The organism is Enterobacter cloacae complex sp. 394I7 (genome assembly GCF_057320345.1).
On sequence record NZ_JBXWCR010000001.1, the window covers coordinates 2,147,152 to 2,170,298 of the forward strand.

Annotated in this window: 15 protein-coding genes; 6 read left to right on the forward strand and 9 right to left on the reverse strand. The window is 54.3% G+C overall.

Annotated elements, in window-relative coordinates:
• Window positions 1-43: 43 nt before the first annotated feature.
• The 5 genes from AC2FAP_RS10400 to AC2FAP_RS10420 form a co-directional block, all read right to left on the reverse strand.
• A complete protein-coding gene (locus tag AC2FAP_RS10400) occupies window positions 44-1,687 on the reverse strand; it encodes a multidrug ABC transporter permease/ATP-binding protein (protein ID WP_049023597.1) in 1,644 nt (547 codons plus the stop codon).
• A 75-nt stretch (window positions 1,688-1,762) separates the two neighbouring features.
• Window positions 1,763-2,413 carry a DNA oxidative demethylase AlkB gene (gene alkB / locus AC2FAP_RS10405; protein WP_020883168.1) on the reverse strand — a complete coding sequence of 217 codons (651 nt, stop codon included), beginning with the start codon at window positions 2,411-2,413 and terminating at the stop codon, window positions 1,763-1,765.
• Complete coding sequence (gene ada / locus AC2FAP_RS10410) at window positions 2,413-3,471, reverse strand: bifunctional DNA-binding transcriptional regulator/O6-methylguanine-DNA methyltransferase Ada (RefSeq protein ID WP_032678594.1); 1,059 nt, start codon at window positions 3,469-3,471, stop codon at window positions 2,413-2,415. Before ada ends, alkB begins: the two co-directional genes overlap by 1 nt.
• 72 nt (window positions 3,472-3,543) lie before the next feature.
• Window positions 3,544-4,599, reverse strand: coding sequence for an FAD:protein FMN transferase ApbE (gene apbE, locus AC2FAP_RS10415; protein WP_014170957.1), 1,056 nt, complete (start codon window positions 4,597-4,599; stop codon window positions 3,544-3,546).
• Between the two features lie 113 nt (window positions 4,600-4,712).
• Window positions 4,713-5,828, reverse strand: coding sequence for a porin OmpC (locus AC2FAP_RS10420; RefSeq protein ID WP_014170959.1), 1,116 nt, complete (start codon window positions 5,826-5,828; stop codon window positions 4,713-4,715).
• Between the two features lie 743 nt (window positions 5,829-6,571).
• Here AC2FAP_RS10420 and rcsD point away from each other — a divergent pair.
• Both rcsD and rcsB read left to right on the forward strand, forming a co-directional pair.
• The gene (rcsD, locus tag AC2FAP_RS10425) at window positions 6,572-9,244 is read left to right on the forward strand and encodes a phosphotransferase RcsD (protein ID WP_020883163.1); all 2,673 of its coding nucleotides are present in this window, start codon (window positions 6,572-6,574) and stop codon (window positions 9,242-9,244) included.
• 16 nt (window positions 9,245-9,260) lie between these two features.
• Window positions 9,261-9,911 carry a response regulator transcription factor RcsB gene (gene rcsB, locus AC2FAP_RS10430; protein WP_006176468.1) on the forward strand — a complete coding sequence of 217 codons (651 nt, stop codon included), beginning with the start codon at window positions 9,261-9,263 and terminating at the stop codon, window positions 9,909-9,911.
• Between the two features lie 87 nt (window positions 9,912-9,998).
• Here rcsB and rcsC read toward each other — a convergent pair whose 3' ends face one another.
• Window positions 9,999-12,845, reverse strand: a complete 2,847-nt coding sequence (gene rcsC, locus AC2FAP_RS10435; protein ID WP_121339246.1) for a two-component system sensor histidine kinase RcsC — start codon at window positions 12,843-12,845, stop codon at window positions 9,999-10,001.
• Window positions 12,846-12,980: 135 nt separating this feature from the next.
• The gene (gene gyrA, locus AC2FAP_RS10440; RefSeq protein ID WP_014170963.1) at window positions 12,981-15,617 is read right to left on the reverse strand and encodes a DNA topoisomerase (ATP-hydrolyzing) subunit A; all 2,637 of its coding nucleotides are present in this window, start codon (window positions 15,615-15,617) and stop codon (window positions 12,981-12,983) included.
• 146 nt (window positions 15,618-15,763) lie between these two features.
• Here gyrA and ubiG point away from each other — a divergent pair, with 146 nt between their 5' ends.
• From ubiG to yfaE, 4 genes are all read left to right on the forward strand, one after another.
• Complete coding sequence (ubiG, locus tag AC2FAP_RS10445; RefSeq protein ID WP_014170964.1) at window positions 15,764-16,492, forward strand: bifunctional 2-polyprenyl-6-hydroxyphenol methylase/3-demethylubiquinol 3-O-methyltransferase UbiG; 729 nt, start codon at window positions 15,764-15,766, stop codon at window positions 16,490-16,492.
• A gap of 347 nt (window positions 16,493-16,839) precedes the next feature.
• Window positions 16,840-19,125 (forward strand): class 1a ribonucleoside-diphosphate reductase subunit alpha, encoded by a 2,286-nt coding sequence (gene nrdA, locus AC2FAP_RS10450; RefSeq protein ID WP_020883162.1) that lies wholly within the window; start codon window positions 16,840-16,842, stop codon window positions 19,123-19,125.
• Between the two features lie 51 nt (window positions 19,126-19,176).
• The gene (gene nrdB, locus AC2FAP_RS10455; RefSeq protein ID WP_014170966.1) at window positions 19,177-20,307 is read left to right on the forward strand and encodes a class Ia ribonucleoside-diphosphate reductase subunit beta; all 1,131 of its coding nucleotides are present in this window, start codon (window positions 19,177-19,179) and stop codon (window positions 20,305-20,307) included.
• The gene (yfaE, locus tag AC2FAP_RS10460) at window positions 20,307-20,561 is read left to right on the forward strand and encodes a class I ribonucleotide reductase maintenance protein YfaE (protein ID WP_014170967.1); all 255 of its coding nucleotides are present in this window, start codon (window positions 20,307-20,309) and stop codon (window positions 20,559-20,561) included. The genes nrdB and yfaE overlap by 1 nt, the downstream gene beginning before the upstream one ends.
• A gap of 48 nt (window positions 20,562-20,609) precedes the next feature.
• Here the strand turns inward: yfaE and glpQ are convergent, their stop codons facing one another.
• Window positions 20,610-21,662, reverse strand: coding sequence for a glycerophosphodiester phosphodiesterase (glpQ, locus tag AC2FAP_RS10465; RefSeq protein WP_032678598.1), 1,053 nt, complete (start codon window positions 21,660-21,662; stop codon window positions 20,610-20,612).
• A gap of 11 nt (window positions 21,663-21,673) precedes the next feature.
• The gene (glpT, locus tag AC2FAP_RS10470) at window positions 21,674-23,026 is read right to left on the reverse strand and encodes a glycerol-3-phosphate transporter (RefSeq protein WP_020883160.1); all 1,353 of its coding nucleotides are present in this window, start codon (window positions 23,024-23,026) and stop codon (window positions 21,674-21,676) included.
• Between the last annotated feature and the right edge of the window lie 121 nt (window positions 23,027-23,147).

Consider the following 23,147-nt stretch of genomic DNA (forward strand, 5'->3'; position numbering starts at 1 on the left):
CGATTTTATCCCCTCTCCCGGTCGGAGAGGGTCAGACGAGACATCAGGCCGTGCGCGCTACCGCATCACGAGACGCTGCATCGCGCTCCTCGCCGGTCAACTCGCTGAGCTTGCCGTCGCGCATCTCCAGCAGACGGTCGGCATGAATGAAGTAGTGATCGTCATGGCTGATGGCGAAAATAGTTTTGCCCATCGCCTTCATCAGCGGCAGTAACACCTGATAAAACTCGCGGCGGAAATGCGGGTCCTGGTCTGCCGCCCATTCATCAAGCAGGATGATGTCGCGCTCTTCAGCCAGTGCCAGCAGCAGCGCCACGCGCTTTTTCTGCCCCTTCGAGAGTTTCAGGTTCAGGATTTTACCGTCCTGAAGCTCAACCTTATGGGACATCTGCAGTTGCCCAAGCCATTTCTCCACCAGCGCAGGGTTAGCCTGCTGCCCTTCCGGCCCGAGCAGGTGATCAAAGAGCCAGACATCGGTGAAGACCGCCGAGAAGAGCTTGCGATAGTCCTCAGGTTTCTCCGCGCTCAGCGCTTTGCCATCCAGCAAAATCTCGCCCGATTGCGGCTGATATAAGCCGGTGAGCAGCATCGCCAGCGTGGATTTCCCGCTACCGTTACCGCCAATCAGGAACAGCAGCTCGCCGCGATGAATCGTCAGGTTTACTGGTCCGACGGAAAAAGCGTTGTCCTGATAGCGGAACATGACGTTACGCAGCTCCAGGGTTTGCCAGTTCGGGAAGGCCTGCGGGCGTGGGAATTCGGCTTTAAACGGTGCGAGATCGAATTTATTGAGCTTGTTAAACGCCACCTGAGCGCTCAGCAACGTTGGCAATGCGCCCACGGCGGAGAGGAGCGGTGTACGTAAAAACAGCAGCGTCAGTGAATAGGTCGCCGCGACGTTGGTATCCGCCCATCCCAGACTGTTCGCCATCCAGAAAACCAGACCAATGGCGCCCAACATCATAATGTTCGACCAGTTCACCGCGCTCAGGTGGAAGGTATCGGCGCGAATGATGTGATGCCGGTATTCGCGGGCATCGGGAATATAGAGATGGTTAAAGATATGCTCGGCACGCTCGCGATTCAGGGTCAGCTCTTTACGCCCTTCCAGCACGGTCTGGTAATCGTTATAGAGCTTATCCTCGGTTTCACGCAGCACCGCCATGTGTTTATAGACGCGCGACACCAGCAGAAAACCGCCCCAGATGGTGATAACAATCCACAGCGCAGTGACCGCCAGCATTTTTGTGGAGAGCCAGGCGAGATACGCCGCCGAACCAAAGGTCAAAATAATGCCCTGCACCAGCTCCGGCAGACGAACGAAGGCAATGGTAATGGCGCGCACGTCGCTGGTCAGCCCTGCCAGCAGGGAGGCACTTCCAAGCTGCTCAACGCGTTCTACCTGCGTGTCCAGAATACGCTTGATAAATTCACTGCGCAGACGGAAAACGAAATGGTGTCCCAGCGCCGTCAGCGCCAGCTGCGAGCCGAGCGTCACCGCCATCAACAGCAGTAGCAGGCCAAGAAACTCCGGCAGGACGGCGAGTGAGGTATCGACCATTTCAATCAAGCGCACGTTAATAAACGCGATCAGGCCGATACCTAACGCGGCGCTGGCGAGGCTTAACGCCATGACGGCAATGAAGGGCCAGCGATACTGACGCCAGACGAGGAGAAGTAGTTGCATGCAGGCAATCCGGGCAATAAAAATCAGCCAGCAGTTTAAACTGCCGGACGGTTACATCAAGAATAATTCTTATTTTTATTGGCCACGGGATGCCTGCCGGAACGTCAGGTTAAGACGGAACTCGCCGGTCTGAGGATGTACTCCCGGTTTGAGGGGCTGAATGCCGTGATAAAAAAGCCGCGATTCCCTGCCCCAAACCACCACATCACCGTGCTCCAGCATGAGCCGTTTCAGCGGATCGTTACGGCGTAATCCGCCAAACTGGAAGACCGCGGGCAGGCCTAAGGATACCGAGACGATCGGCGCGCGCAGATCGGGTTCATCCTTGTCCTGATGCAGCGAGAGCTTTGCCCCCACGGCGTAGCGGTTAATCAGACAGGCATCCGGGCGAAAGTCGGCATAGCCCGCTTCAACGGCGGCGTCATGGCAGAGCGCCCGAAAAACGTCAGGCATCGGCGGCCATGGCTGGCCGGTTACAGGATCGCCCGGGGCATATACATAGCCCTGCGCGTTTGTCGCCCAGCCCAGTTCTCCGCAGTTCGTCATCGCCACCGACATGGTGTACCCCCCGGGCGTCACCATGTGTCGAAACGGCGAGACCGCCGCCACCTCATCGATGCCGGCAAGCAGCGCCGCCGCGCGGGAAAGCGCAAAGCGGCGCAGGATCACCGCGCCGGGCGCAAGGGGCTCCTGCCAGGGTTCCGCATCCGCAAAAAGATCGAGCATTATCCCTCCGGGTTCTTTGCCTCACGTTTCAGTAACAACGCCTTTCGTTCTGTCCCCCAGCGGTAGCCCGAAAGCGCACCGTCGTGACGAACAACACGGTGGCAGGGGATGATAACGGCCAGTTTATTTGCGGCACAGGCTCCCGCCACCGCACGGACAGCGCCTGGGCTACCGATCGTCTGCGCCACCTGGCGATAACTTGCCGTTTCACCGCGGGGAATGTCACGAAGCGCCTGCCACACACGCTGCTGGAAAGCGGTGCCCCGAATATCCAGCGGAAGTGCCAGCGGCACGGTATGGTCATCGATAGCGCTAATCACCCGCTCAATACGCCGGGCGAATTCTCCTTCCAGCGTTTCTCGCTCTGCTTTGGGAAACAGCGTCAAAAGCTCCTCGGTTAATGTCGCATCGTCGTCACCCAGCAGAATCGCGCAGATCCCGCGCTCGCTTTCACCCACCAGGCAACGGCCTAACGAACACTCACCAATCGCATAACGCACCGCCACATCCCCTTTGCGGTACTGCTTCGCCGTCATGCCCAGCGCAGCGTTGGCTTGACGATAATAGCTGCTGCTGTCAGGAAACCCGGCGGCCAGCACGGCATCGGTAATTTTGTTCCCCTGCGCAAGCGCGGTACGCAGGCGTTGTACCCGCGCCGCCTGTTGCCAGGCTTTAGGCGTCATACCGGTAACGGACTTAAACAAGCGGTGGAAGTGGAAAGGACTCATGGCGACCTGCTGCGCCAGCATTTCCAGCGTTAACGCGGGATCGCGCTCCAGCAGACGGCAGGCATGTTCAACTTTTGCCAGCGTCTGTTCCTGCGGATCGCGTTTGTCCGGCTGACAGCGTTTACACGGGCGAAACCCTGCCTGAAGGGCATGATCTACATCGGGGTAGAAGCGGACATTTTTACGTAACGCGTGGCGGGCACGGCAGGACGGACGACAGACGATCCCCGTCGTTTGCACGGCAAAGACAAACTGATCGTCAGCACGCGGATCGCGAGCCAGCACGGCCAGCCAGCGATCGTCATCGGTAGTAAAGGTCGGGTTTTTCATCATCAGCTCCTCTTACAAGCATACATACAGCGTGCCCGAGTGCCACTGATTAAAAACCCGCAACCTTGCTTTTTAATTCTTATCACTCACCAGGAAGCTGTCGAACTGCGGCGAACTCCAGGTTTTGAAGCCATCAGCCTCTTTGGTGATCATATAGACAGCCAGTCCTTCCTGGCGGACCACCTCTTTGGCTTTCTCCGGACCGAGGACCATTAAACCGGTATCCCAGGCATCGGCTTCCAGCGCGGTGGGGGCAATGACCGTCACCGAGACCAGATTATGCGCGATTGGGCGGCCGGTCTGCGGATCGATGACATGCGAAATCCGCTTCCCATCGAGCTCATAATAGTTACGGTAGCTTCCGGAGGTGCTGATACCGTGACCGTTGATATCCACAATCGCCTGTACGGCGTTTTGCTGGTCGGTCGGTTTTTGAATCGCCACCCGCCACGGATTACCGCTGGCATTCATGCCGCGGCTGACTAACGCGCCGCCCACGGACACCAGGTAACGTGAAATACCTTCCTGGGCCATCAGCGCGGCCAGATGATCTGCCGCATACCCTTCCCCTACCGTCGACAGATCGACAAAAAGATCGGGAATATCTTTTTGCAGGTACTGTTGTCCGTACTGGTTGATCACCGTCAGGTGCTGTAACCCTGTCCGGGCGCGGGCGTCATCTATCGCCGCCTGGTCAGGTGTGGTGACAGGCTGCTTGTTCGGGCCAAACCCCCACAGGTTAACCAGCGGCCCCACGGTCACGTCCATCGCGCCGTTGGTCTTGTAGCCCACGCGCATTGATTCGGTCACGATATCGGCCATTGCTTCGCTCACCGGCCACAGGGAAGTACTGGTGGAGAGGTTAAAGCGCATCAGCGCAGAGTCATTTTTGTAGGTCGAAAGAAGCTGATCGTCGGCGTCCAGCTGCGACTGAATTTTGCTGCGAAGTTCGTCAGCGCGTGTCTTATCGAGATTCATCACGCTGACACGCCAGAATGTGCCCATCGTTTTGCCTTCCAGCACCGTCGCCGCGGGAGCATCCGTTTTGGCCACAGGCGTGGAAGAGTCACATGCTGTCAGGAAAAAAAGTATAGCCAGGAAGCTGGCGCGTAAAAAAGTCATGTCCATTCATTATTATCCTCATGCCAGGGCGGCAAGAGTACACCAAAAGGGTGAATTGTAAGAACCGAAAAGGCACGAAAAAGGGGCCATAAGGCCCCCTTTGTCACACGATGAAGCGATTAGAACTGGTAAACCAGACCCAGCGCTACGATATCATCAGTACCGATACCCGCCTGACGGGTGAATTCATTTTCATCAACCAGGTTGATTTTGTAATCAACATAGGTGGACATGTTTTTGTTGAAGTAGTAAGTCGCGCCAACATCAACATATTTCAGCAGATCCTGATCGCCATAACCTTCGATGTCTTTACCTTTGGACTGCAGGTAAGCCACGGATGGACGCAGACCGAAGTCGAACTGGTACTGAGCAACCACTTCGAAGTTCTGTGCTTTGTTAGCAAAGCCGTAAATGTCGCTGCTGCTCTGAGAGTTACCGAAACGGGTTGCGTTATAGGTCTGAGAGTACTGCGCCGCCAGGTAGATGTTGTTGGCGTCGTATTTCAGGCCACCAGAGTAAACTTCAGCACGATCGCCTTCGCCTTTCAGCGCCAGGTTAGTGGTGTCGTTCTGGTCAGCAGTACGTTTAGAAGAAGACATCGCACCACCGATGCTGAAGCCTTCGCCCAGGTTGTAGGTCACAGACGCGCCGTAACCGTCACCGTTCTGTTTCAGGGTGCTACGACCGGAATCGTTTTCACCGCTTACGCTGCCGTTTTTACCCTGATACTGCAGAGCAAAGTTCAGGCCATCAACCAGACCGAAGAAGTCCTGGTTACGGTAGGTTGCTACGCCGTTAGCACGGGATTGCAGGAAGTTGTCTGCACCGTAGGTGTCGCCGCCAAATTCTGGCAGAACGTCAGTCCAGGACGTTACGTCGTAGATCACTCCGTAGTTACGACCATAATCGAAAGAACCCGCGTCAGCGAATTTCAGACCCGCAAACGCCACACGCGTCCAGGACTGGTTGTCGCTTTCAGAGGTGTTGCCCTGAATCTGGTATTCCCACTGGCCGTAACCGGTCAGCTGATCGTTAACCTGGGTTTCGCCTTTGAAGCCAAGACGCATGTAAGTCTGGTCGCCATCATTGCTCTTGTCGTCAGAGAAATAGTGCAGACCATCAACTTTGCCGTACAGATCTAATTTGTTGCCATCTTTGTTATAAATTTCAGCCGCATTTGCTGCGCCTGCCACCAGCAGAGCTGGTACCAGGAGGGACAGTACTTTAACTTTCATTTTATTAACCCTCTGTTATATGCCTTATAATTGCCACTGCTTACTGATTAACCCTCATTAACCAGTCGGCAATTTCATTCTCCGCAAAATTACAGAATAATCCAACGGGAATATGATACGAAAACTTTGAAAATGTTTCATTTCACGATAAACATGTTTCAAAATGTAAATATCAAGGAACTTTTACAAAGCACAGAGAGCTTAAGAATTTAGCACTTATCATCAAGCGAGAAGAAAAAACATTTAAATTCAGTAAACTACATTAAAAATATTTACAGCACTGAATGACAAAACAAGATCGGCCGTTATCTCTAAAATAACTCTCGCTATCATCATTAACTTTATTTATTACCGTCATTCAGATTTGAATGTCTGTTTATCCCTAATTCTACCGAATGCCTGGCATTCGGTTTTTTTTTACCTTTCTTTACGTAGCATGCGTTTTTTTGTGCTACCGCACTGAAATTGTAACGACTATTAACTAAATTCGTTTCCTCTCTCCTCGAGAACCGCGTCATTACTGCAAATCTCAATTTCTTGTTAATTCGTGCTATTTACCGGTATGTATCGTTTTTTATTTGTACACGCTCACTCGCTTTGTACATGTTTCATGCAATGGCGTTCTCCGATATTGTCAGTCGAAAAAGTGGCGGGTTCAAAGAGCGTGACGCTGGAAATTCAGGTATTACCCTTTATACTGCCCTATCGCCATAGAGCACGACCATTACGGGTTAAAGATATCAATGAGTCAGACTGAAACTACCGCTCCGAGCAAATTCTCCCTCTTACCCGGGAGCATCACCCGTTTCTTTCTTCTTTTGATCGTTGTGCTGCTAGTCACAATGGGGGTTATGGTTCAGAGCGCGGTTAACGCCTGGCTGAAGGACAAGAGCTATCAGGTTGTTGATATCACCCACGCCGTCCACAAGCGCATTGATACCTGGCGCTATGCAACCTGGCAGATTTACGACAACATCGCGGCCGCGCCGGCAACCTCCTCCGGAGACGGGCTTCAGGAGACTCGCCTGAAGCAAGACGTCTATTATCTGGAAAAACCACAGCGCAAAACCGAAGCGCTGATCTTCGGCTCTCATGACAGCGCAACGCTTGAGATGACCCAGCGCATCTCAACCTATCTTGATACCCTTTGGGGTGCCGAGACGGTGCCGTGGTCGATGTACTATCTGAACGGTCAGGACAACAGCATGATCCTGATCTCAACCCTGCCGCTAAAAGACCTCTCTTCCGGTTTCAAAGAGACGACCGTGGGCAGCATTGTCGATTCCCGCCGGGCAGAAATGCTGCAGCAGGCGAACGCCCTTGATGAACGTGAGAGCTTCTCATCTCTGCGCCGCCTCGCCTGGCAGAATGGCCATTACTTTACGCTGCGTACCACCTTTAACCAGCCAGGCCATCTGGCGACGGTGGTGGCCTTCGATTTGCCCATCAATGACTTGATTCCACCGGATATGCCGCTCGACAGCTTCCGTCTGGAGCCGGACAGCAGCACTCAGAATATGCGTGCCGCATCGGATAAAGAGGCCGCAGAGAGCGTATCGATCTCCTTTAACGGATCGAAAATCGAAATTGCCTCTTCGCTGAACTCAACCGGTATGCGTCTGGTGTGGCAAGTGCCGTTCGGCACCCTGCTGCTTGATACGCTGCAAAATATCCTCCTGCCCCTGCTGCTGAATATCGGCCTGCTGGCGCTGGCGCTGTTTGGCTACAGCACGTTCCGCTTCCAGTCAGGGCGTCAAAGCGATGCCGCCCCGGTCCCGGCAGGAACCAGTAACGAACTGCGCGTGTTGCGCGCGCTGAATGAAGAGATTATTTCCGTGCTGCCGCTTGGGGTGCTGGTTCACGATCAGGAAGCCAACCGTACGGTGATGAGCAATAAAATTGCTGACCACCTGCTGCCTCATCTCAATCTGCAGAACATCACCGCTATGGCGGATCAACATCAGGGCGTGATTCAGGCCACCATTAATAACGAGCTGTATGAGATCCGACAGTTCCGCAGCCAGATCGCCTCCCGCACGCAGATCTTCATCATCCGCGATCAGGATCGTGAAGTGCTGGTGAATAAAAAGCTCAAGCAGGCACAACGTCTGTATGAGAAAAACCAGCAGGGGCGCGCTGCCTTTATGCAAAATATTGGTGATGCCTTCAAGAAGCCGTTAAAAATGCTGGCGACCCAGGCGGCGGCGCTGAATACATCTGAAAGTCATCAGCTTGCCTGCCAGGCCGACTCGCTGGTGCGCATGGTAGATGAGATCCAGCTGGCGAATATGCTCGAAAATGATTTCTGGAAAGGAACGCCGACTCTCTTCTCTATCCAGAATCTGATCGATGAAGTGGTGCCTGAGGTCCTGCCCGTGATTAAGCGCAAAGGGCTGCAGCTGCTGATCAATAACCATTTACCGGCGAATGATGAACGTCACGGCGATCGCGAAGCGCTGCGTCGCATTCTGCTGATGATTATTCAGTACGCCGTCACCACCACCCAGATCGGCAAGATCACCCTGGAAGTCAGTACCGACGAGTCGGCTGAAGATCGCCTGACGTTCCGTATCCTGGATACCGGGGAAGGCGTAACGACAAGCGAAATCGATAATCTGCATTTCCCGTTCCTGAATGACACCCAGAGCGATCATTACGGCAAGGCCAATGCCCTGACCTTCTGGCTGTGCGATCAGCTGGCACGTAAGCTCGGCGGCCATCTGAATATCAAGGCCCGCGAATCACTTGGCACGCGTTACTCACTGCACGTTAAAATGGCGGCGAATCCACAGGAAGAAGACGAAGAACGCCTGCTGGATGATGTGGTCGTGATGGTGGATGTGACCTCGAATGAGATCCGCAATATTGTGGTTCGTCAGTTAGAAAACTGGGGCGCGGCCTGCATAACGCCGGATGAAAGACTCTCAAGTCAAGAATTTGATCTGTTTTTAACTGATAATCCGTCTAATCTTACTGCCTCCGGCTTGCTTTTAAGCGATGATGAGCCAGGCGTGCGAAAAATCGGCCCAGGCCAGCTGCGCGTCAACTTTAATATAAGCAATGCGATGCAGGAAGCTGTACTACAACTAATAGAAGAGCAACTGGCGCAGGAAGAGATAGCGGAATCACCGTTAGGCGGCAATGAAAATGCCGAGCTTCACGCCAGCGGATACTATTCACTCTTTGTTGATACAGTACCAGATGATGTTAAGCGGTTGTATACTGAGTCCGCTGCGAATGATTTTGCAGCGCTGGCACAGACAGCACACCGGCTTAAAGGGGTGTTTGCCATGCTTAATCTGGTTCCCGGCAAGCAGTTATGTGAAACGCTGGAACATCTAATTCGTGAGAAAGATGCCTCTGGCATTGAAAAATACATCAGCGACATTGACGCCTACGTCAAAAGCTTGCTGTAGCAAGGTAGCCTTATACATGAACAATATGAACGTAATTATTGCCGATGACCATCCGATTGTACTGTTCGGTATTCGCAAATCACTTGAACAGATCGAGTGGGTGAATGTAGTCGGTGAATTTGAAGACTCTACAGCACTGATCAATAACCTCCCAAAGCTTGATGCGCATGTGCTCATCACCGATCTCTCCATGCCTGGGGACAAATACGGTGATGGGATCACACTCATCAAATATATCAAACGTCACTTCCCGGACATCTCGATCATTGTTCTGACCATGAACAACAACCCGGCCATTCTGAGCGCCGTGCTGGATCTGGATATCGAAGGGATTGTGCTGAAACAGGGTGCGCCGACCGATCTGCCAAAAGCGCTCGCTGCGCTGCAGAAAGGCAAGAAGTTCACGCCTGAAAGCGTCTCTCGTCTGCTGGAAAAAATCAGCGCCGGTGGCTATGGCGACAAACGCCTGTCTCCGAAAGAGAGCGAAGTTCTGCGCCTGTTCGCCGAAGGTTTCCTGGTCACCGAGATTGCCAAGAAGCTGAACCGCAGTATTAAAACCATCAGTAGCCAGAAGAAATCAGCAATGATGAAACTGGGTGTGGATAACGATATTGCGCTGCTGAACTATCTCTCCTCCGTTACGCTGAGCGCGTCGGATAAGGATTGATGTTTACCGGGTGTGCGGCCTGATGGCCTCACCTCCCCCTCCCGGCGTGTGAGGGAAACAACAAAAAAGGCCCTGACGGGCCTTTTTTTATACTCTCGCTTTTCTGACCCGCTCCGCATACACGGAAATCGTCTGTTTCAGGACGTCCAGCGTCACCGGTTTCGACAGACAACTGTCCATCCCTGACTCCAGACAGCGCTGTTTCTCTTCCGCCAGTGCATTCGCCGTCACGCCCACGACCGGCAACGTCAGGCCAAGCTGGCGTATACGCTGCGTCAGACGGTAGCCATCCATATTCGGCATGTTGACGTCGCTAAGAACGATATCAATGTGGTTTTTACTCAGCACGTTCAGCGCATCCACGCCGTCATTGGCGGTTTTGCACTGATAGCCAAGCGAACCCAGCTGGTCTGCCAGCAGGCGACGGTTAATCGGATGGTCATCCACCACCAGAATCATCATATCGTCATTCAGCGATGCCAGCGCATCCGGTGACGGCAACTCCGTCGCCCCGTCGCTATCTTCCAGCTGCACGCTGTAGATACGTGCCAGCAGGCTCATGAGCTCATGCGGCGTCGCCACGCTGTGCACCCATTCACCCGGGGCTCGTTCGACCGGAATACCGATATGACGACGGCAGAAATGAACCACCCCTCTGCCCTGCCAGGGTTGTTCCAGCACCTCGTCGGTGATTAGCACATCGTCGACATCCGGCGTTTGCCCTTCATAGCGGGACACGCGCACGCCGCTGTGGGTAAGAAGCGCCGTCAGGTAATCATTCAGTGAGGCATTGTGTACTGCCAGCCAGCAGCGCTTATCGCTCAAGCCGTCCACCACCGCTTTTGCCGGATACTGGGCAGAATAGAGCGGAATGCGGATAGTAAACTGGCTGCCCATGCCTGGCTCGGTATCAACGGAGATATCGCCGTCCATCATGCTCACGAGCTTCTCACAGATCGCCAGACCCAACCCGGTCCCCTGGAAGTTACGCTGTACGCCGGTACCGACCTGGAAGAACGGGTCAAACAGACGCACCACTTCCTTCGCCGGGATACCCACGCCGGTATCACGCACGCGAATACTCAGGTAGTCCCCTGCCCGACGCACGTGCAACACAATGCAGCCGATATCGGTAAATTTAATGGCGTTACTGAGCAGGTTAGAAATGACCTGCTGCAGACGCATCGGATCGCCATGCAGCGTCAGCGGCACGTCCGGCTCAATAAAGCAGTAGAGGCCCAGCTGTTTACGCACCACCAGCGGCAGATAGTTGGCGCTGATGTGGTTCATCACCTCGCGCGGAGAGAACTCCCGCGGCTCAATTTTCAGCTGCTCCGACTCAATTTTGGAGAAATCGAGAATATCGCTGATGATTTTCAGCAGCAGGCTGGAGGAGTTATTCATCGCCGTCACCAGGCGATCGACCCCTTTCGGCAGCTCTTTGGTCTGGAGAAGATCAAGGTTACCGATAATCCCGTACAGCGGGGTACGCAATTCGTGGCTGACGGTGGCGAGGAACATGGATTTTGACTGGCTGGCCTGCTCGGCGGCCTGCGCCATCTCCTGCAGGGACTCTTCCATCTTCACACGCGCCGAGACGTCTACCAGGACGCAAATTGCCACGTTCTCATTACGATAGCGGGAGTGCACAAAGCTGATTTGCAGGTTCGTGTGCGTGCTGGTCAGCACGTCAACGAAGTTCACCTGCTGGCCACAGATAATCTGCGTCAGCCTCTGTCGGTCCTCATGCGTCAGCATGTTCAGGTAGTTATGCGCCAGCTCATTACTGAGGATATTGGTCCCGTCCTGCGTGCGCAGGATGCAGATCCCCACCGGCGCCGAGGCGACAATCTTGCGGTTAAACTGCTCGTGCTCTTCCAGCCGCTGGGCGTCGCTTTCGGCGGGTATAAAGATTTTGCGCTCATACATTCGCGCGAGGGTAAACAGCGCCCCCCCGGCCAGCAGGTTCAGCAAAATCGCGTTCATGATAAGAATGCGGATCCGCTCAAGCACCATATCCACGGGCAGCGAATAGACAATACTCAGCGACGAAGGCGGCAAGCTCTTTTTAAGCACCAGCTCACGGAAGCCTGAGGTATAGCCAAACCACGACCGCTCCTGCATCCAGTGCGGGTCGACGTTCAGTCGATTATCCGGACCGGCAAGTGAGATCAGGGTATGTCCGTTTTCATCCAGAATGGTCACGCCCATCGGCAGACTGCCCGGCGTGAAGAAGTTTTCCATGCGAATGGTCTGTTCAATCCCCAGCAGCGCCTGCAGACGATTGCCCAGATAGACCGGCGTGAGGGCGTAGAAATAGCCCACGCCCATGCGTGGCCCCTGGCTTATCCAGAAGATGTTATTCCCGCGCTCGTCCTGCGGCGCATTGCGATATTTCACAATACGTTCGTGCAGGCTTTTCAGCGCATCATCGCGCTCGACGGGCACATCGCGCAGGCCAAAGTCGGCCATGCAGAGATTTTCACTGCCAATCAGGAAGACGCGGTTCAGATCATAGGCGGCGGAAAAGTTGTCACGCCAGTAGCGCATAAACCAGGAGAGCGACTCCAGTGAACCGCGCCAGGTGCTGCCCATCGCAGAGCAATCGGAATCCGGAAACAGCGGCTCGAAATTCGGTACTTCGGTTTTGTCATTACGCCCTCGGATGGCAAGAATGCCGTTTTCCGCGGTCAGGCGATTCTCGGCAATGTACTTCAGCTCCTTCATCACGTCGGACGTTCGCTGAATATAGCGCTGGGCCTGATCGGAGCTTAAGTTAAACTCCTGGCGGATCTCCGCTTCTTTCTGATGAAGGGCGTTAACGATGTAAAACACCGACAATAATGCCACCAGCAACCAAAGCAAGAGCGCCAGCGCCCGAAACAGATAGCGAGAGACTTTCAGCGTGGTACGAAAGGAGACGAGGTATTTCAAAGGGGCGAGGCTCCGCCGTCGGGGTCAAAAAGAATGTGGTTAAGGTAGCGGTAAACGCGCCTTGTCGCAACGTTCACTTATCTGCTTGTGCAAAAGAAAAGGGCCGGAAACCGGCCCTTTTTGCATCAGGAGACATTACTCGTCAGCGTCATCCGCTGCATCATCTTCGGTATCGGCTTCTGGTGCGATTTCATCATCACCTTCTGCGACGCTACCGTCGATGGAGTCGAGCTCTTCGTCATCCACAGGCTCAGCTACACGCTGCAGACCCACGACGTTTTCATCTTCCGCGGTACGGATGAGGATCACACCCTGAGTATTACGGCCAACCACGCTGATCTCAGATACGCGTGTACGCACCAGCGTACCGGCATCCGTGATCATCATGATCTGGTCGGCATCGTCTACCTGTACCGCACCCACAACGGATCCGTTGCGCTCGGTAACCTTGATAGAGATAACGCCCTGCGTGCCACGAGACTTGGTCGGGTATTCGCTTTCGGCAGTACGTTTACCGTAGCCGTTCTGCGTGACGGTCAGGATAGCACCTTCACCGCGCGGAACGATCAGGGAAACGACGGTATCTTCACCGGCCAGTTTGATACCACGAACACCTGTTGCAGTACGGCCCATTGCACGAACCGCGTTCTCTTTGAAGCGCACCACTTTACCGGCGGCGGAGAACAGCATCACTTCATCGGAACCGGAGGTGAGGTCAACGCCAATCAGTTCGTCACCGTCGTTCAGGTTCACCGCGATGATACCGGCAGAACGTGGACGGCTGAATTCGGTCAGCGCGGTTTTCTTCACGGTACCGCTGGCGGTCGCCATAAAGACGTTCACGCCTTCTTCGTACTCACGTACAGGCAGAATCGCGGTGATACGTTCGTTCGCTTCCAGCGGCAGCAGGTTCACGATTGGACGACCACGCGCACCACGGCTCGCTTCTGGCAGCTGATAGACCTTCATCCAGTACAGACGACCACGGCTTGAGAAGCAGAGGATCGTGTCATGGGTGTTTGCCACCAGCAGACGGTCAATAAAGTCTTCTTCTTTAATACGTGCTGCCGATTTGCCTTTACCGCCACGACGCTGTGCTTCGTAGTCGGTCAGCGGCTGATACTTCACATAGCCCTGGTGAGACAGGGTGACCACCACATCTTCGCGGTTGATCAGATCTTCAATGTTGATATCAGAGCTGTTCGCCGTGATTTCGGTGCGACGCTCATCGCCGAACTGATCGCGGACCAGTTCCAGCTCTTCACGGATCACTTCCATCAGGCGCTCTGCGCTACCCAGGATATGCAGCAGCTCGGCAATCTGTTCCAGTAGTTCTTTGTATTCGTCGAGCAGTTTTTCGTGCTCAAGGCCGGTCAGTTTCTGCAGACGCAGATCCAGAATCGCCTGGGCCTGCTGTTCAGTCAGGTAGTACTGACCGTCACGCACGCCGAACTCAGGCTCCAGCCACTCAGGACGCGCAGCATCGTCGCCAGCGCGTTCCAGCATGGCGGCCACGTTGCCCAGATCCCACGGACGGGCAATCAGAGACGCTTTCGCTTCCGCAGGGGTTGGTGCACGGCGAATCAACTCAATGATTGGGTCGATGTTTGCCAGTGCTACGGCCAGCGCTTCAAGGATATGCGCACGGTCGCGGGCTTTACGCAGTTCGAAAATAGTACGGCGAGTCACCACTTCACGGCGGTGACGCACAAACGCGCTCAGAATATCTTTCAGGTTCATGATCTTCGGCTGACCATGGTGCAATGCAACCATGTTGATACCGAAGGAGACCTGGAGTTGAGTCTGGGAATACAGGTTGTTCAGTACAACCTCGCCCACCGCGTCGCGTTTGATTTCAATCACGATGCGCATGCCGTCTTTATCAGATTCGTCACGCAGCGCGCTGATGCCTTCAACACGTTTTTCTTTTACCAGCTCGGCGATTTTTTCAATCAGACGCGCTTTGTTCACCTGATACGGGATCTCGTGAACAATGATGGTTTCACGGCCGGTTTTGGCGTCCGCTTCCACTTCGGCGCGGGCACGGATATAAATCTTGCCACGTCCTGTGCGGTACGCTTCTTCAATACCACGACGACCGTTGATGATCGCCGCCGTCGGGAAGTCTGGACCCGGGATGTGTTCCATCAGCCCTTCAATGCTGATGTCTTCATCCTCAATATAGGCCAGGCAGCCGTTGATCACTTCCGTGATGTTATGCGGTGGAATGTTGGTTGCCATACCGACGGCGATACCGGACGAACCGTTCACCAGCAGGTTAGGGATTTTCGTTGGCATAACGTCCGGAATGCGTTCCGTGCCGTCATAGTTATCAACGAAATCAACCGTCTCTTTTTCCAGGTCAGCCATCAGCTCATGGGCAATTTTCGCCAGACGGATTTCCGTATAACGCATTGCCGCGGCGGAGTCGCCGTCGATAGAACCAAAGTTACCCTGACCATCTACCAGCATGTAACGCAGCGAGAATGGCTGCGCCATTCGGACGATAGTGTCGTACACCGCGGAATCACCATGGGGATGGTATTTACCGATTACGTCACCAACGACACGGGCAGATTTTTTGTAGGCTTTATTCCAGTCATTGCCCAATACGTTCATGGCGTATAGTACGCGACGGTGTACCGGCTTCAGGCCATCGCGGACGTCCGGCAGCGCACGGCCAACAATGACCGACATCGCATAGTCCAGATAGGAGCTCTTCAGCTCTTCCTCGATGTTAACCGGTGTAATTTCTCTCGCAAGGTCGCTCATCTAACCGCTATCCCTCTACTGTATCCCGGATTCAAAGGTCGCAAATTATAACACAGCCGCGGTGATTGAGGTAAACCAATAAGCTTTATTCAACCGCGCGGGCTGATATACTCCGAAGTCTTGCAAAATAAGGAGTAAAAGCGCCCATGAATGCCGAAAAATCCCCGGTGGCTCACAACGTTGACCATGAAGAGATTGCCAAATTCGAAGCGGTGGCATCCCGCTGGTGGGATCTCGAAGGTGAGTTTAAACCTCTGCACCGCATTAACCCGCTGCGTCTGGGCTATATCGCGGAGCGTTCCGGCGGCCTGTTCGGTAAGAAAGTGCTCGACGTCGGCTGCGGCGGCGGCATTCTGGCAGAAAGCATGGCGCGCGAAGGGGCCACCGTCACCGGTCTGGATATGGGCTTTGAACCGCTGCAGGTTGCCCGTCTTCATGCGCTGGAATCTGGAGTGCAGGTGGAATATGTGCAGGAAACCGTCGAAGAACATGCGGCAAAGCATGCCCATCAGTACGACGTGGTGACCTGTATGGAGATGCTGGAGCACGTTCCCGACCCCCAGTCCGTGGTTCACGCCTGTGCAAAACTGGTGAAACCGGGCGGCCAGGTCTTCTTCTCGACGATCAACCGAAACGGAAAAGCCTGGCTGATGGCGGTCGTCGGGGCGGAGTATGTGCTGCGTATGGTGCCAAAAGGCACGCACGACGTGAAGAAATTCATCAAGCCTGCTGAATTACTGAGCTGGGTTGATCAAACGTGGCTCAAGGAGCAGCACATCACCGGTCTGCATTACAATCCATTGACCGATAAATTCAAACTCGCACCGGGTGTAGATGTTAACTATATGTTGCATACAACCGCCAAAAACGACTGACGTCATCCATTATTCTTATAAAGATTGCGCGACATCATGTTGCGCAATTCTGACCTCCCGTTGAAGAAATCAGCACTCGATCAAATTTTGAATTTTTTTTCTTAATTATTGACATCTCTTCCAGGCCTTACGGTACGAGGACTTAGCCTTTTTTACCCTTTGACAACCTCAATTTAACGTCAAAATCAACCCTTGTGCTGAAAAGATTCGATACTAGAATACTCACCATATAGCGTTTTTCTTATCGCAAACCCCCTATATGTAGTATTTATCCACAGAGTTAGTCACAAGACGGATCTGTGGATAAGCGGGGGATATTTTTTATTTCACGGACAGGTAAAACCCACATGAATCAGAGTCTGCTGGTGACTAAGCGCGACGGTACCACCGAGCGTATCAATCTGGACAAAATCCATCGTGTTCTCGACTGGGCAGCAGAAGGACTGAATAACGTATCTATCTCCCAGGTTGAACTGCGCTCTCACATTCAGTTTTACGATGGCATCAAGACGTCTGATATCCACGAAACCATTATCAAGGCTGCGGCGGATCTCATTTCCCGTGAAGCCCCGGATTATCAGTACCTCGCTGCACGTCTGGCGATTTTCCACCTGCGTAAAAAAGCGTACGGCCAGTTTGAGCCGCCAAAGCTTTACGATCACGTGGTGAAAATGGTTGAGCTGGGCAAATACGACACGCATCTGCTGGAAGACTATACGGAAGAAGAGTTCGAGCAGATGAACGGGTTTATCGATCACTGGCGCGACATGAACTTCTCTTACGCGGCGGTGAAGCAGCTCGAAGGCAAATACCTGGTTCAGAACCGTGTGACCGGTGAGATCTACGAAAGCGCCCAGTTCCTCTATATTCTGGTGGCCGCCTGCCTGTTCTCTAACTACCCGCGTGACACCCGTCTGGAATACGTGAAGCGTTTCTACGATGCGGTTTCCACGTTCAAGATTTCTCTGCCTACGCCAATCATGTCTGGCGTGCGTACCCCAACCCGTCAGTTCAGCTCATGCGTCCTGATCGAGTGTGGTGACAGCCTGGATTCCATCAACGCGACCTCCAGCGCCATCGTGAAATATGTCTCCCAGCGTGCCGGTATCGGCATCAACGCCGGTCGCATTCGTGCACTGGGTAGCCCGATTCGCGGCGGTGAAGCGTTCCACACCGGCTGTATCCCGTTCTACAAACACTTCCAGACCGCGGTAAAATCCTGCTCTCAGGGCGGCGTACGCGGTGGTGCAGCCACCCTGTTCTACCCAATGTGGCACCTGGAAGTGGAAAGCCTGCTGGTACTGAAAAACAACCGTGGCGTTGAAGGCAACCGCGTTCGTCACATGGACTACGGCGTACAGATCAACAAGCTGATGTACACCCGTCTGCTGAAAGGTGAAGACATTACCCTGTTCAGCCCGTCCGACGTCCCGGGCCTGTATGACGCGTTCTTCGCCGATCAGGATGAGTTCGAGCGTCTGTACACCAAATACGAAAAAGACGACAGCATCCGTAAGCAGCGCGTTAAGGCGGTTGACCTGTTCTCCCTGATGATGCAGGAACGTGCCTCTACCGGCCGTATCTACATTCAGAACGTTGACCACTGCAACACCCATAGCCCGTTTGACCCGGTGGTTGCGCCAGTGCGCCAGTCTAACCTGTGCCTGGAAATCGCCCTGCCGACCAAACCGCTGGAAGATGTTAACGACGAAAACGGCGAAATCGCGCTCTGCACCCTCTCTGCTTTCAACCTGGGCGCTATCAAGAGCCTGGAAGAGCTGGAAGAGCTGGCGGTGCTGGCCGTACGTGCGCTGGATGCCCTGCTGGATTACCAGGACTACCCAATCCCGGCGGCAAAACGTGGAGCAATGGGCCGTCGTACCCTCGGTATCGGCGTTATCAACTTTGCCTACTGGCTGGCGAAACACGGTAAGCGTTACTCCGACGGCAGCGCGAACAACCTGACCCACGAAACGTTCGAAGCGATTCAGTACTACCTGCTGAAAGCCTCCAACGAGCTGGCGAAAGAGCAAGGCGCGTGCCCGTGGTTCAACGAAACCACCTATGCGAAAGGCATTCTGCCGATCGATACCTACAAGAAAGACCTGGATGCGATTTCTAACGAACCGCTGCATCTGGACTGGGAAGCGCTGCGTGAATCCATCAAGACTCACGGCCTGCGTAACTCCACGCTGTCTGCCCTGATGCCGTCTGAGACCTCTTCGCAGATCTCTAACGCCACCAACGGTATTGAACCACCGCGCGGCCACGTCAGCATCAAAGCGTCGAAAGACGGTATCCTGCGTCAGGTTGTGCCTGACTACGAGCTGCTGAAAGACAACTACGAGCTGCTGTGGGAAATGCCAAACAACGACGGTTACCTGCAGCTGGTGGGGATCATGCAGAAGTTTATCGACCAGTCGATTTCTGCTAACACCAACTACGACCCGACGCGCTTCCCGTCTGGCAAGGTACCGATGCAGCAACTGTTGAAAGACCTGCTCACCGCCTACAAATTTGGTGTGAAAACCCTGTACTATCACAACACCCGTGATGGTGCGGAAGACGCTCAGGATGACATGGCACCGTCAATTCAGGACGATGGCTGCGAAAGCGGCGCATGTAAGATCTAATGAAGGGCGGGGATATCCCCGCCTTTATTTCGTAAGACAGGACTCCAATTCATGGCATACACCACCTTTTCACAGACGAAAAACGACCAGCTCAAAGAGCCGATGTTCTTCGGGCAACCGGTCAACGTGGCACGCTACGATCAGCAAAAATATGACATCTTCGAAAAGCTGATTGAAAAGCAACTCTCCTTCTTCTGGCGCCCGGAAGAAGTTGACGTCTCTCGCGATCGTATCGATTTCCAGGCGTTGCCGGAGCACGAAAAGCATATCTTCATCAGCAACCTGAAGTACCAGACGCTGCTGGACTCCATTCAGGGCCGTAGCCCGAACGTGGCGCTGCTGCCACTGATCTCCATTCCGGAGCTGGAAACCTGGGTGGAAACCTGGGCGTTTTCTGAGACCATCCACTCCCGCTCTTACACCCACATTATCCGCAACATCGTTAACGATCCGGCGGTGGTGTTTGACGATATCGTCACTAACGAGCAGATCCAGAAACGTGCTGAAGGTATTGCGCACTACTACGACGAACTGATCGAGATGACCAGCTACTGGCATCTGCTGGGCGAAGGCACCCACACCGTGAACGGCAAAACCGTCACCGTGAGCCTGCGCGCGCTGAAGAAACAGCTTTACCTGTGCCTGATGAGCGTTAACGCACTGGAAGCCATCCGCTTCTACGTGAGCTTCGCCTGCTCCTTCGCTTTTGCGGAACGCAAGCTGATGGAAGGTAATGCCAAAATCATCCGTCTGATCGCCCGTGACGAGGCCCTGCACCTGACCGGCACCCAGCATATGCTGAACCTGCTGCGCAGCGGTACAGACGATCCGGAGATGGCTGAGATTGCCGAAGAGTGCAAACAGGAGTGCTATGACCTGTTCGTGCTGGCCGCTCAGCAGGAGAAAGAGTGGGCAGATTACCTGTTCCGCGACGGCTCCATGATTGGCCTGAACAAAGACATCCTGTGCCAGTATGTTGAGTACATCACCAACATCCGTATGCAGGCGGTCGGGCTTGAGCTGCCGTTCAAAACCCGCTCTAACCCAATTCCGTGGATCAACACCTGGCTGGTATCCGATAACGTGCAGGTTGCGCCACAGGAAGTGGAAGTCAGTTCTTATCTGGTCGGGCAGATTGACTCTGAAGTTAACACCGACGACCTGAGCGACTTCCAGCTCTGATGAGCCGCGTAACGCTTAGCCTTTCCGGTACCGAAGTGCTGTGCCGGGAAGAACACCCTTCCCTGTTGATTGCGCTTGAGGCGCATCAGGTTGAAGTGGAGTATCAATGCCGCTCAGGCTATTGCGGCTCATGTCGCTGCCGTTTAGTCGCCGGACAAGTGGACTGGCTGACCGAACCGCTGGCCTTCATCAACGAAGGTGAAATTTTGCCCTGCTGCTGCCGGGCAAAAGGCGATATAGAGATTGAGATGTAAACCGCCCCTCCGGGCGAAATAAAAAAGGGCCTTACGGCCCTTTTTCTTTTACTTCAAAAACTGCACGGCTTTATCGGGGAAATCGGTGAACAGCCCGTCCACCCCGGCCTGGTTATACAGCACGTCGTACAGCTGGTTTACGTCCGTCGCATAAGCCGGTAGCTGGTCCGCACGCACCGTATACGGATGAACCTGCATATGACTGGCGTGCGCCTCTTTCACCATTGCCGTCAGCTTGACGTGGCCTGGCGTTGAGCCTTCCGCCACCAGCATATGGTAATCCGGTCCGATACCGTCGGCGTACTGCGCGATCTGTTTCATTGCGCCCGGCTTAAACATCCAGTCGTAGTTGTAATTCACCCACGTGCCGTCGGGCTGTTTCTCCTGAGTTTCATTCCAGTCGGTGTAGGCAATCAGCTGTACCAGATTGAGATCCATCCCTCTCTTTGGCGCCAGCTCGGTTTTGATGCGCTTCAGCTCAGCGGCGTCAAAACACTGCAGATAGACTTTGTCGCGCTTGCTGGTGTAGCCGTACTTTTTCAGCACGTCCAGCGTCTTCGCGGCAATGTCCTTCCCTTCCTGATGGTGGAACCACGGTGCTTTTATCTCCGGGTAGATGCCGATGTTTTTCCCGGTTGAGTGGTTCAGTCCCTGAACAAACTCAATCTCTTCTTCGAAGGTATGAATGCGAAAATCAGATTTACCCATCGGGAAACGTCCCGGATAGACCTGCACCTTCTTGCCGTTTTCAACCTCGAAACCCTCGGTAAACTTCAGCGAACGAATCTCATCCAGCGTAAAGTCAATGGCGTAGTAGCGACCATCTTTGCGGGCGCGGGCCGGGAAACGCTCAGCCACGTCCGTCACGCGGTCAAGATAGTGGTCATGAAGGACGACCAGCTGGTCGTCACGGGTCATCACCAGATCCTGCTCGAGATAATCTGCCCCCTGCGCATAGGCCATCGCTTTTGCCGGGAGCGTGTGCTCTGGCAGATAGCCACTTGCGCCGCGATGGGCGATAACCATTTTCTCGTTAGCCAGCGCTGAGCCTGTCATCAGGCCCGCCAGCAGCAGGCCCGTTGCTACGTAAGTTAATTTCATCAGCCTTCTCCTTATTGACGACGCGCCTGCATTTCGGCGTGATGACGTTTTTCACCAATCATCACCACAATCAACAGCAGCACTGCCAGCACGCTACCGCCAATCATCACCATAAAGCCGCCGTCCCAGCCGAAAAAGTCAACGGTGTAGCCCACAATGGCGCTCGCCGCGACCGAACCGCCCAGGTATCCGAACAGACCGGTAAAGCCGGCTGCCGTACCTGCGGCTTTCTTCGGCGCCAGCTCCAGGGCATGCAGACCAATCAGCATAACCGGGCCGTAAATCAGAAAGCCGATGACGATCATACAGGCCATATCGACTGATGGGTTACCCGGCGGGTTGAGCCAGTAAACCACGGTGGCAATGGTCACCAGCGTCATAAAGAAGACGCCCGTAGCACCACGGTTACCCCGGAACACTTTGTCCGACATCCAGCCGCAAATCAGCGTCCCCGGGATCCCGGCGTACTCATAGAGGAAGTAAGCCCAGGAGGATTTATCCAGCGCGAAATGCTTCACCTCTTTCAGATAGGTAGGTGACCAGTCGAGGATGCCGTAACGCAGCAGGTACACGAAGACGTTGGCCACCGCGATATACCACAGCAGTTTGTTGGGCAGGACGTACTTCATGAAGATCTGTTTGGCCGTCAGCTCTTCTTCATGCTGCTCGCTGTAATCATCCGGATAGTCGTTTTTGTACTCTTCAATCGGCGGCAGGCCACAGGACTGCGGCGTGTCACGCATCAGGGCGAAAGCGATAACCGCCACCAGAATGGCACCAAAGGCAGGCATATAAAGCGCGGCTTTCCAGTCGTTAAACCACGCCATCCCCAGCAGGAACAGCAGAGGTGGAATACCACCACCGACGTTATGCGCGCAGTTCCACACCGACACGATGCCGCCACGCTCTTTCTGCGACCACCAGTGCACCATGGTGCGCCCGCACGGCGGCCACCCCATTCCCTGGAACCAGCCACAGAGGAACAGCAGCACGAACATCACGGCGATGCTGGAGGTTGCCCATGGCACAAAGCCCATGAACAGCATCACCGCTGCCGCCAGGATCAGACCCGCAGGCAGGAACACGCGTGGATTCGAGCGATCGGACACTGAACCCATGATGAATTTGGAAAAACCGTAGGCGATAGAGATCCCCGACAGCGCGAACCCCAGATCGCCACGAGAAAAGCCCTGCTCCACCAGATACGGCATGGCGAGCGCAAAGTTTTTACGTACCAGGTAGTACGCCGCGTACCCGAAGAAGATCCCCAGGAAGATTTGCCAACGCAGACGACGGTATAGCGGATCAATTTCTGCCTCTGGCAGACGCGCCCGATGCGGCGCAGGTTTGAAGATACTGAGCATGACAGCCTCCGTGGCCAGGTATTGAATTTACAGGGGTTTAACTGCCCCACACTCCAGAGAGGCGGCGATGTTAAGAAATCACGGTGATTGTTACTGTGAATCAACGCACAAATTGTTACAG

What these genes read in the sequence shown, in the direction of transcription:
- nrdA (WP_020883162.1), top strand. Translation starts at nt 16,840, where the DNA reads ATGAATCAGAGTCTGCTGGTGACTAAGCGCGACGGTACCACCGAGCGT.
- alkB (WP_020883168.1), bottom strand. Translation starts at nt 2,413, where the DNA reads ATGCTCGATCTTTTTGCGGATGCGGAACCCTGGCAGGAGCCCCTTGCG.
- AC2FAP_RS10400 (WP_049023597.1), bottom strand. Translation starts at nt 1,687, where the DNA reads ATGCAACTACTTCTCCTCGTCTGGCGTCAGTATCGCTGGCCCTTCATT.
- nrdB (WP_014170966.1), top strand. Translation starts at nt 19,177, where the DNA reads ATGGCATACACCACCTTTTCACAGACGAAAAACGACCAGCTCAAAGAG.
- rcsD (WP_020883163.1), top strand. Translation starts at nt 6,572, where the DNA reads ATGAGTCAGACTGAAACTACCGCTCCGAGCAAATTCTCCCTCTTACCC.
- yfaE (WP_014170967.1), top strand. Translation starts at nt 20,307, where the DNA reads ATGAGCCGCGTAACGCTTAGCCTTTCCGGTACCGAAGTGCTGTGCCGG.
- AC2FAP_RS10420 (WP_014170959.1), bottom strand. Translation starts at nt 5,828, where the DNA reads ATGAAAGTTAAAGTACTGTCCCTCCTGGTACCAGCTCTGCTGGTGGCA.
- rcsB (WP_006176468.1), top strand. Translation starts at nt 9,261, where the DNA reads ATGAACAATATGAACGTAATTATTGCCGATGACCATCCGATTGTACTG.
- gyrA (WP_014170963.1), bottom strand. Translation starts at nt 15,617, where the DNA reads ATGAGCGACCTTGCGAGAGAAATTACACCGGTTAACATCGAGGAAGAG.
- glpQ (WP_032678598.1), bottom strand. Translation starts at nt 21,662, where the DNA reads ATGAAATTAACTTACGTAGCAACGGGCCTGCTGCTGGCGGGCCTGATG.
- glpT (WP_020883160.1), bottom strand. Translation starts at nt 23,026, where the DNA reads ATGCTCAGTATCTTCAAACCTGCGCCGCATCGGGCGCGTCTGCCAGAG.
- ada (WP_032678594.1), bottom strand. Translation starts at nt 3,471, where the DNA reads ATGAAAAACCCGACCTTTACTACCGATGACGATCGCTGGCTGGCCGTG.
- apbE (WP_014170957.1), bottom strand. Translation starts at nt 4,599, where the DNA reads ATGGACATGACTTTTTTACGCGCCAGCTTCCTGGCTATACTTTTTTTC.
- ubiG (WP_014170964.1), top strand. Translation starts at nt 15,764, where the DNA reads ATGAATGCCGAAAAATCCCCGGTGGCTCACAACGTTGACCATGAAGAG.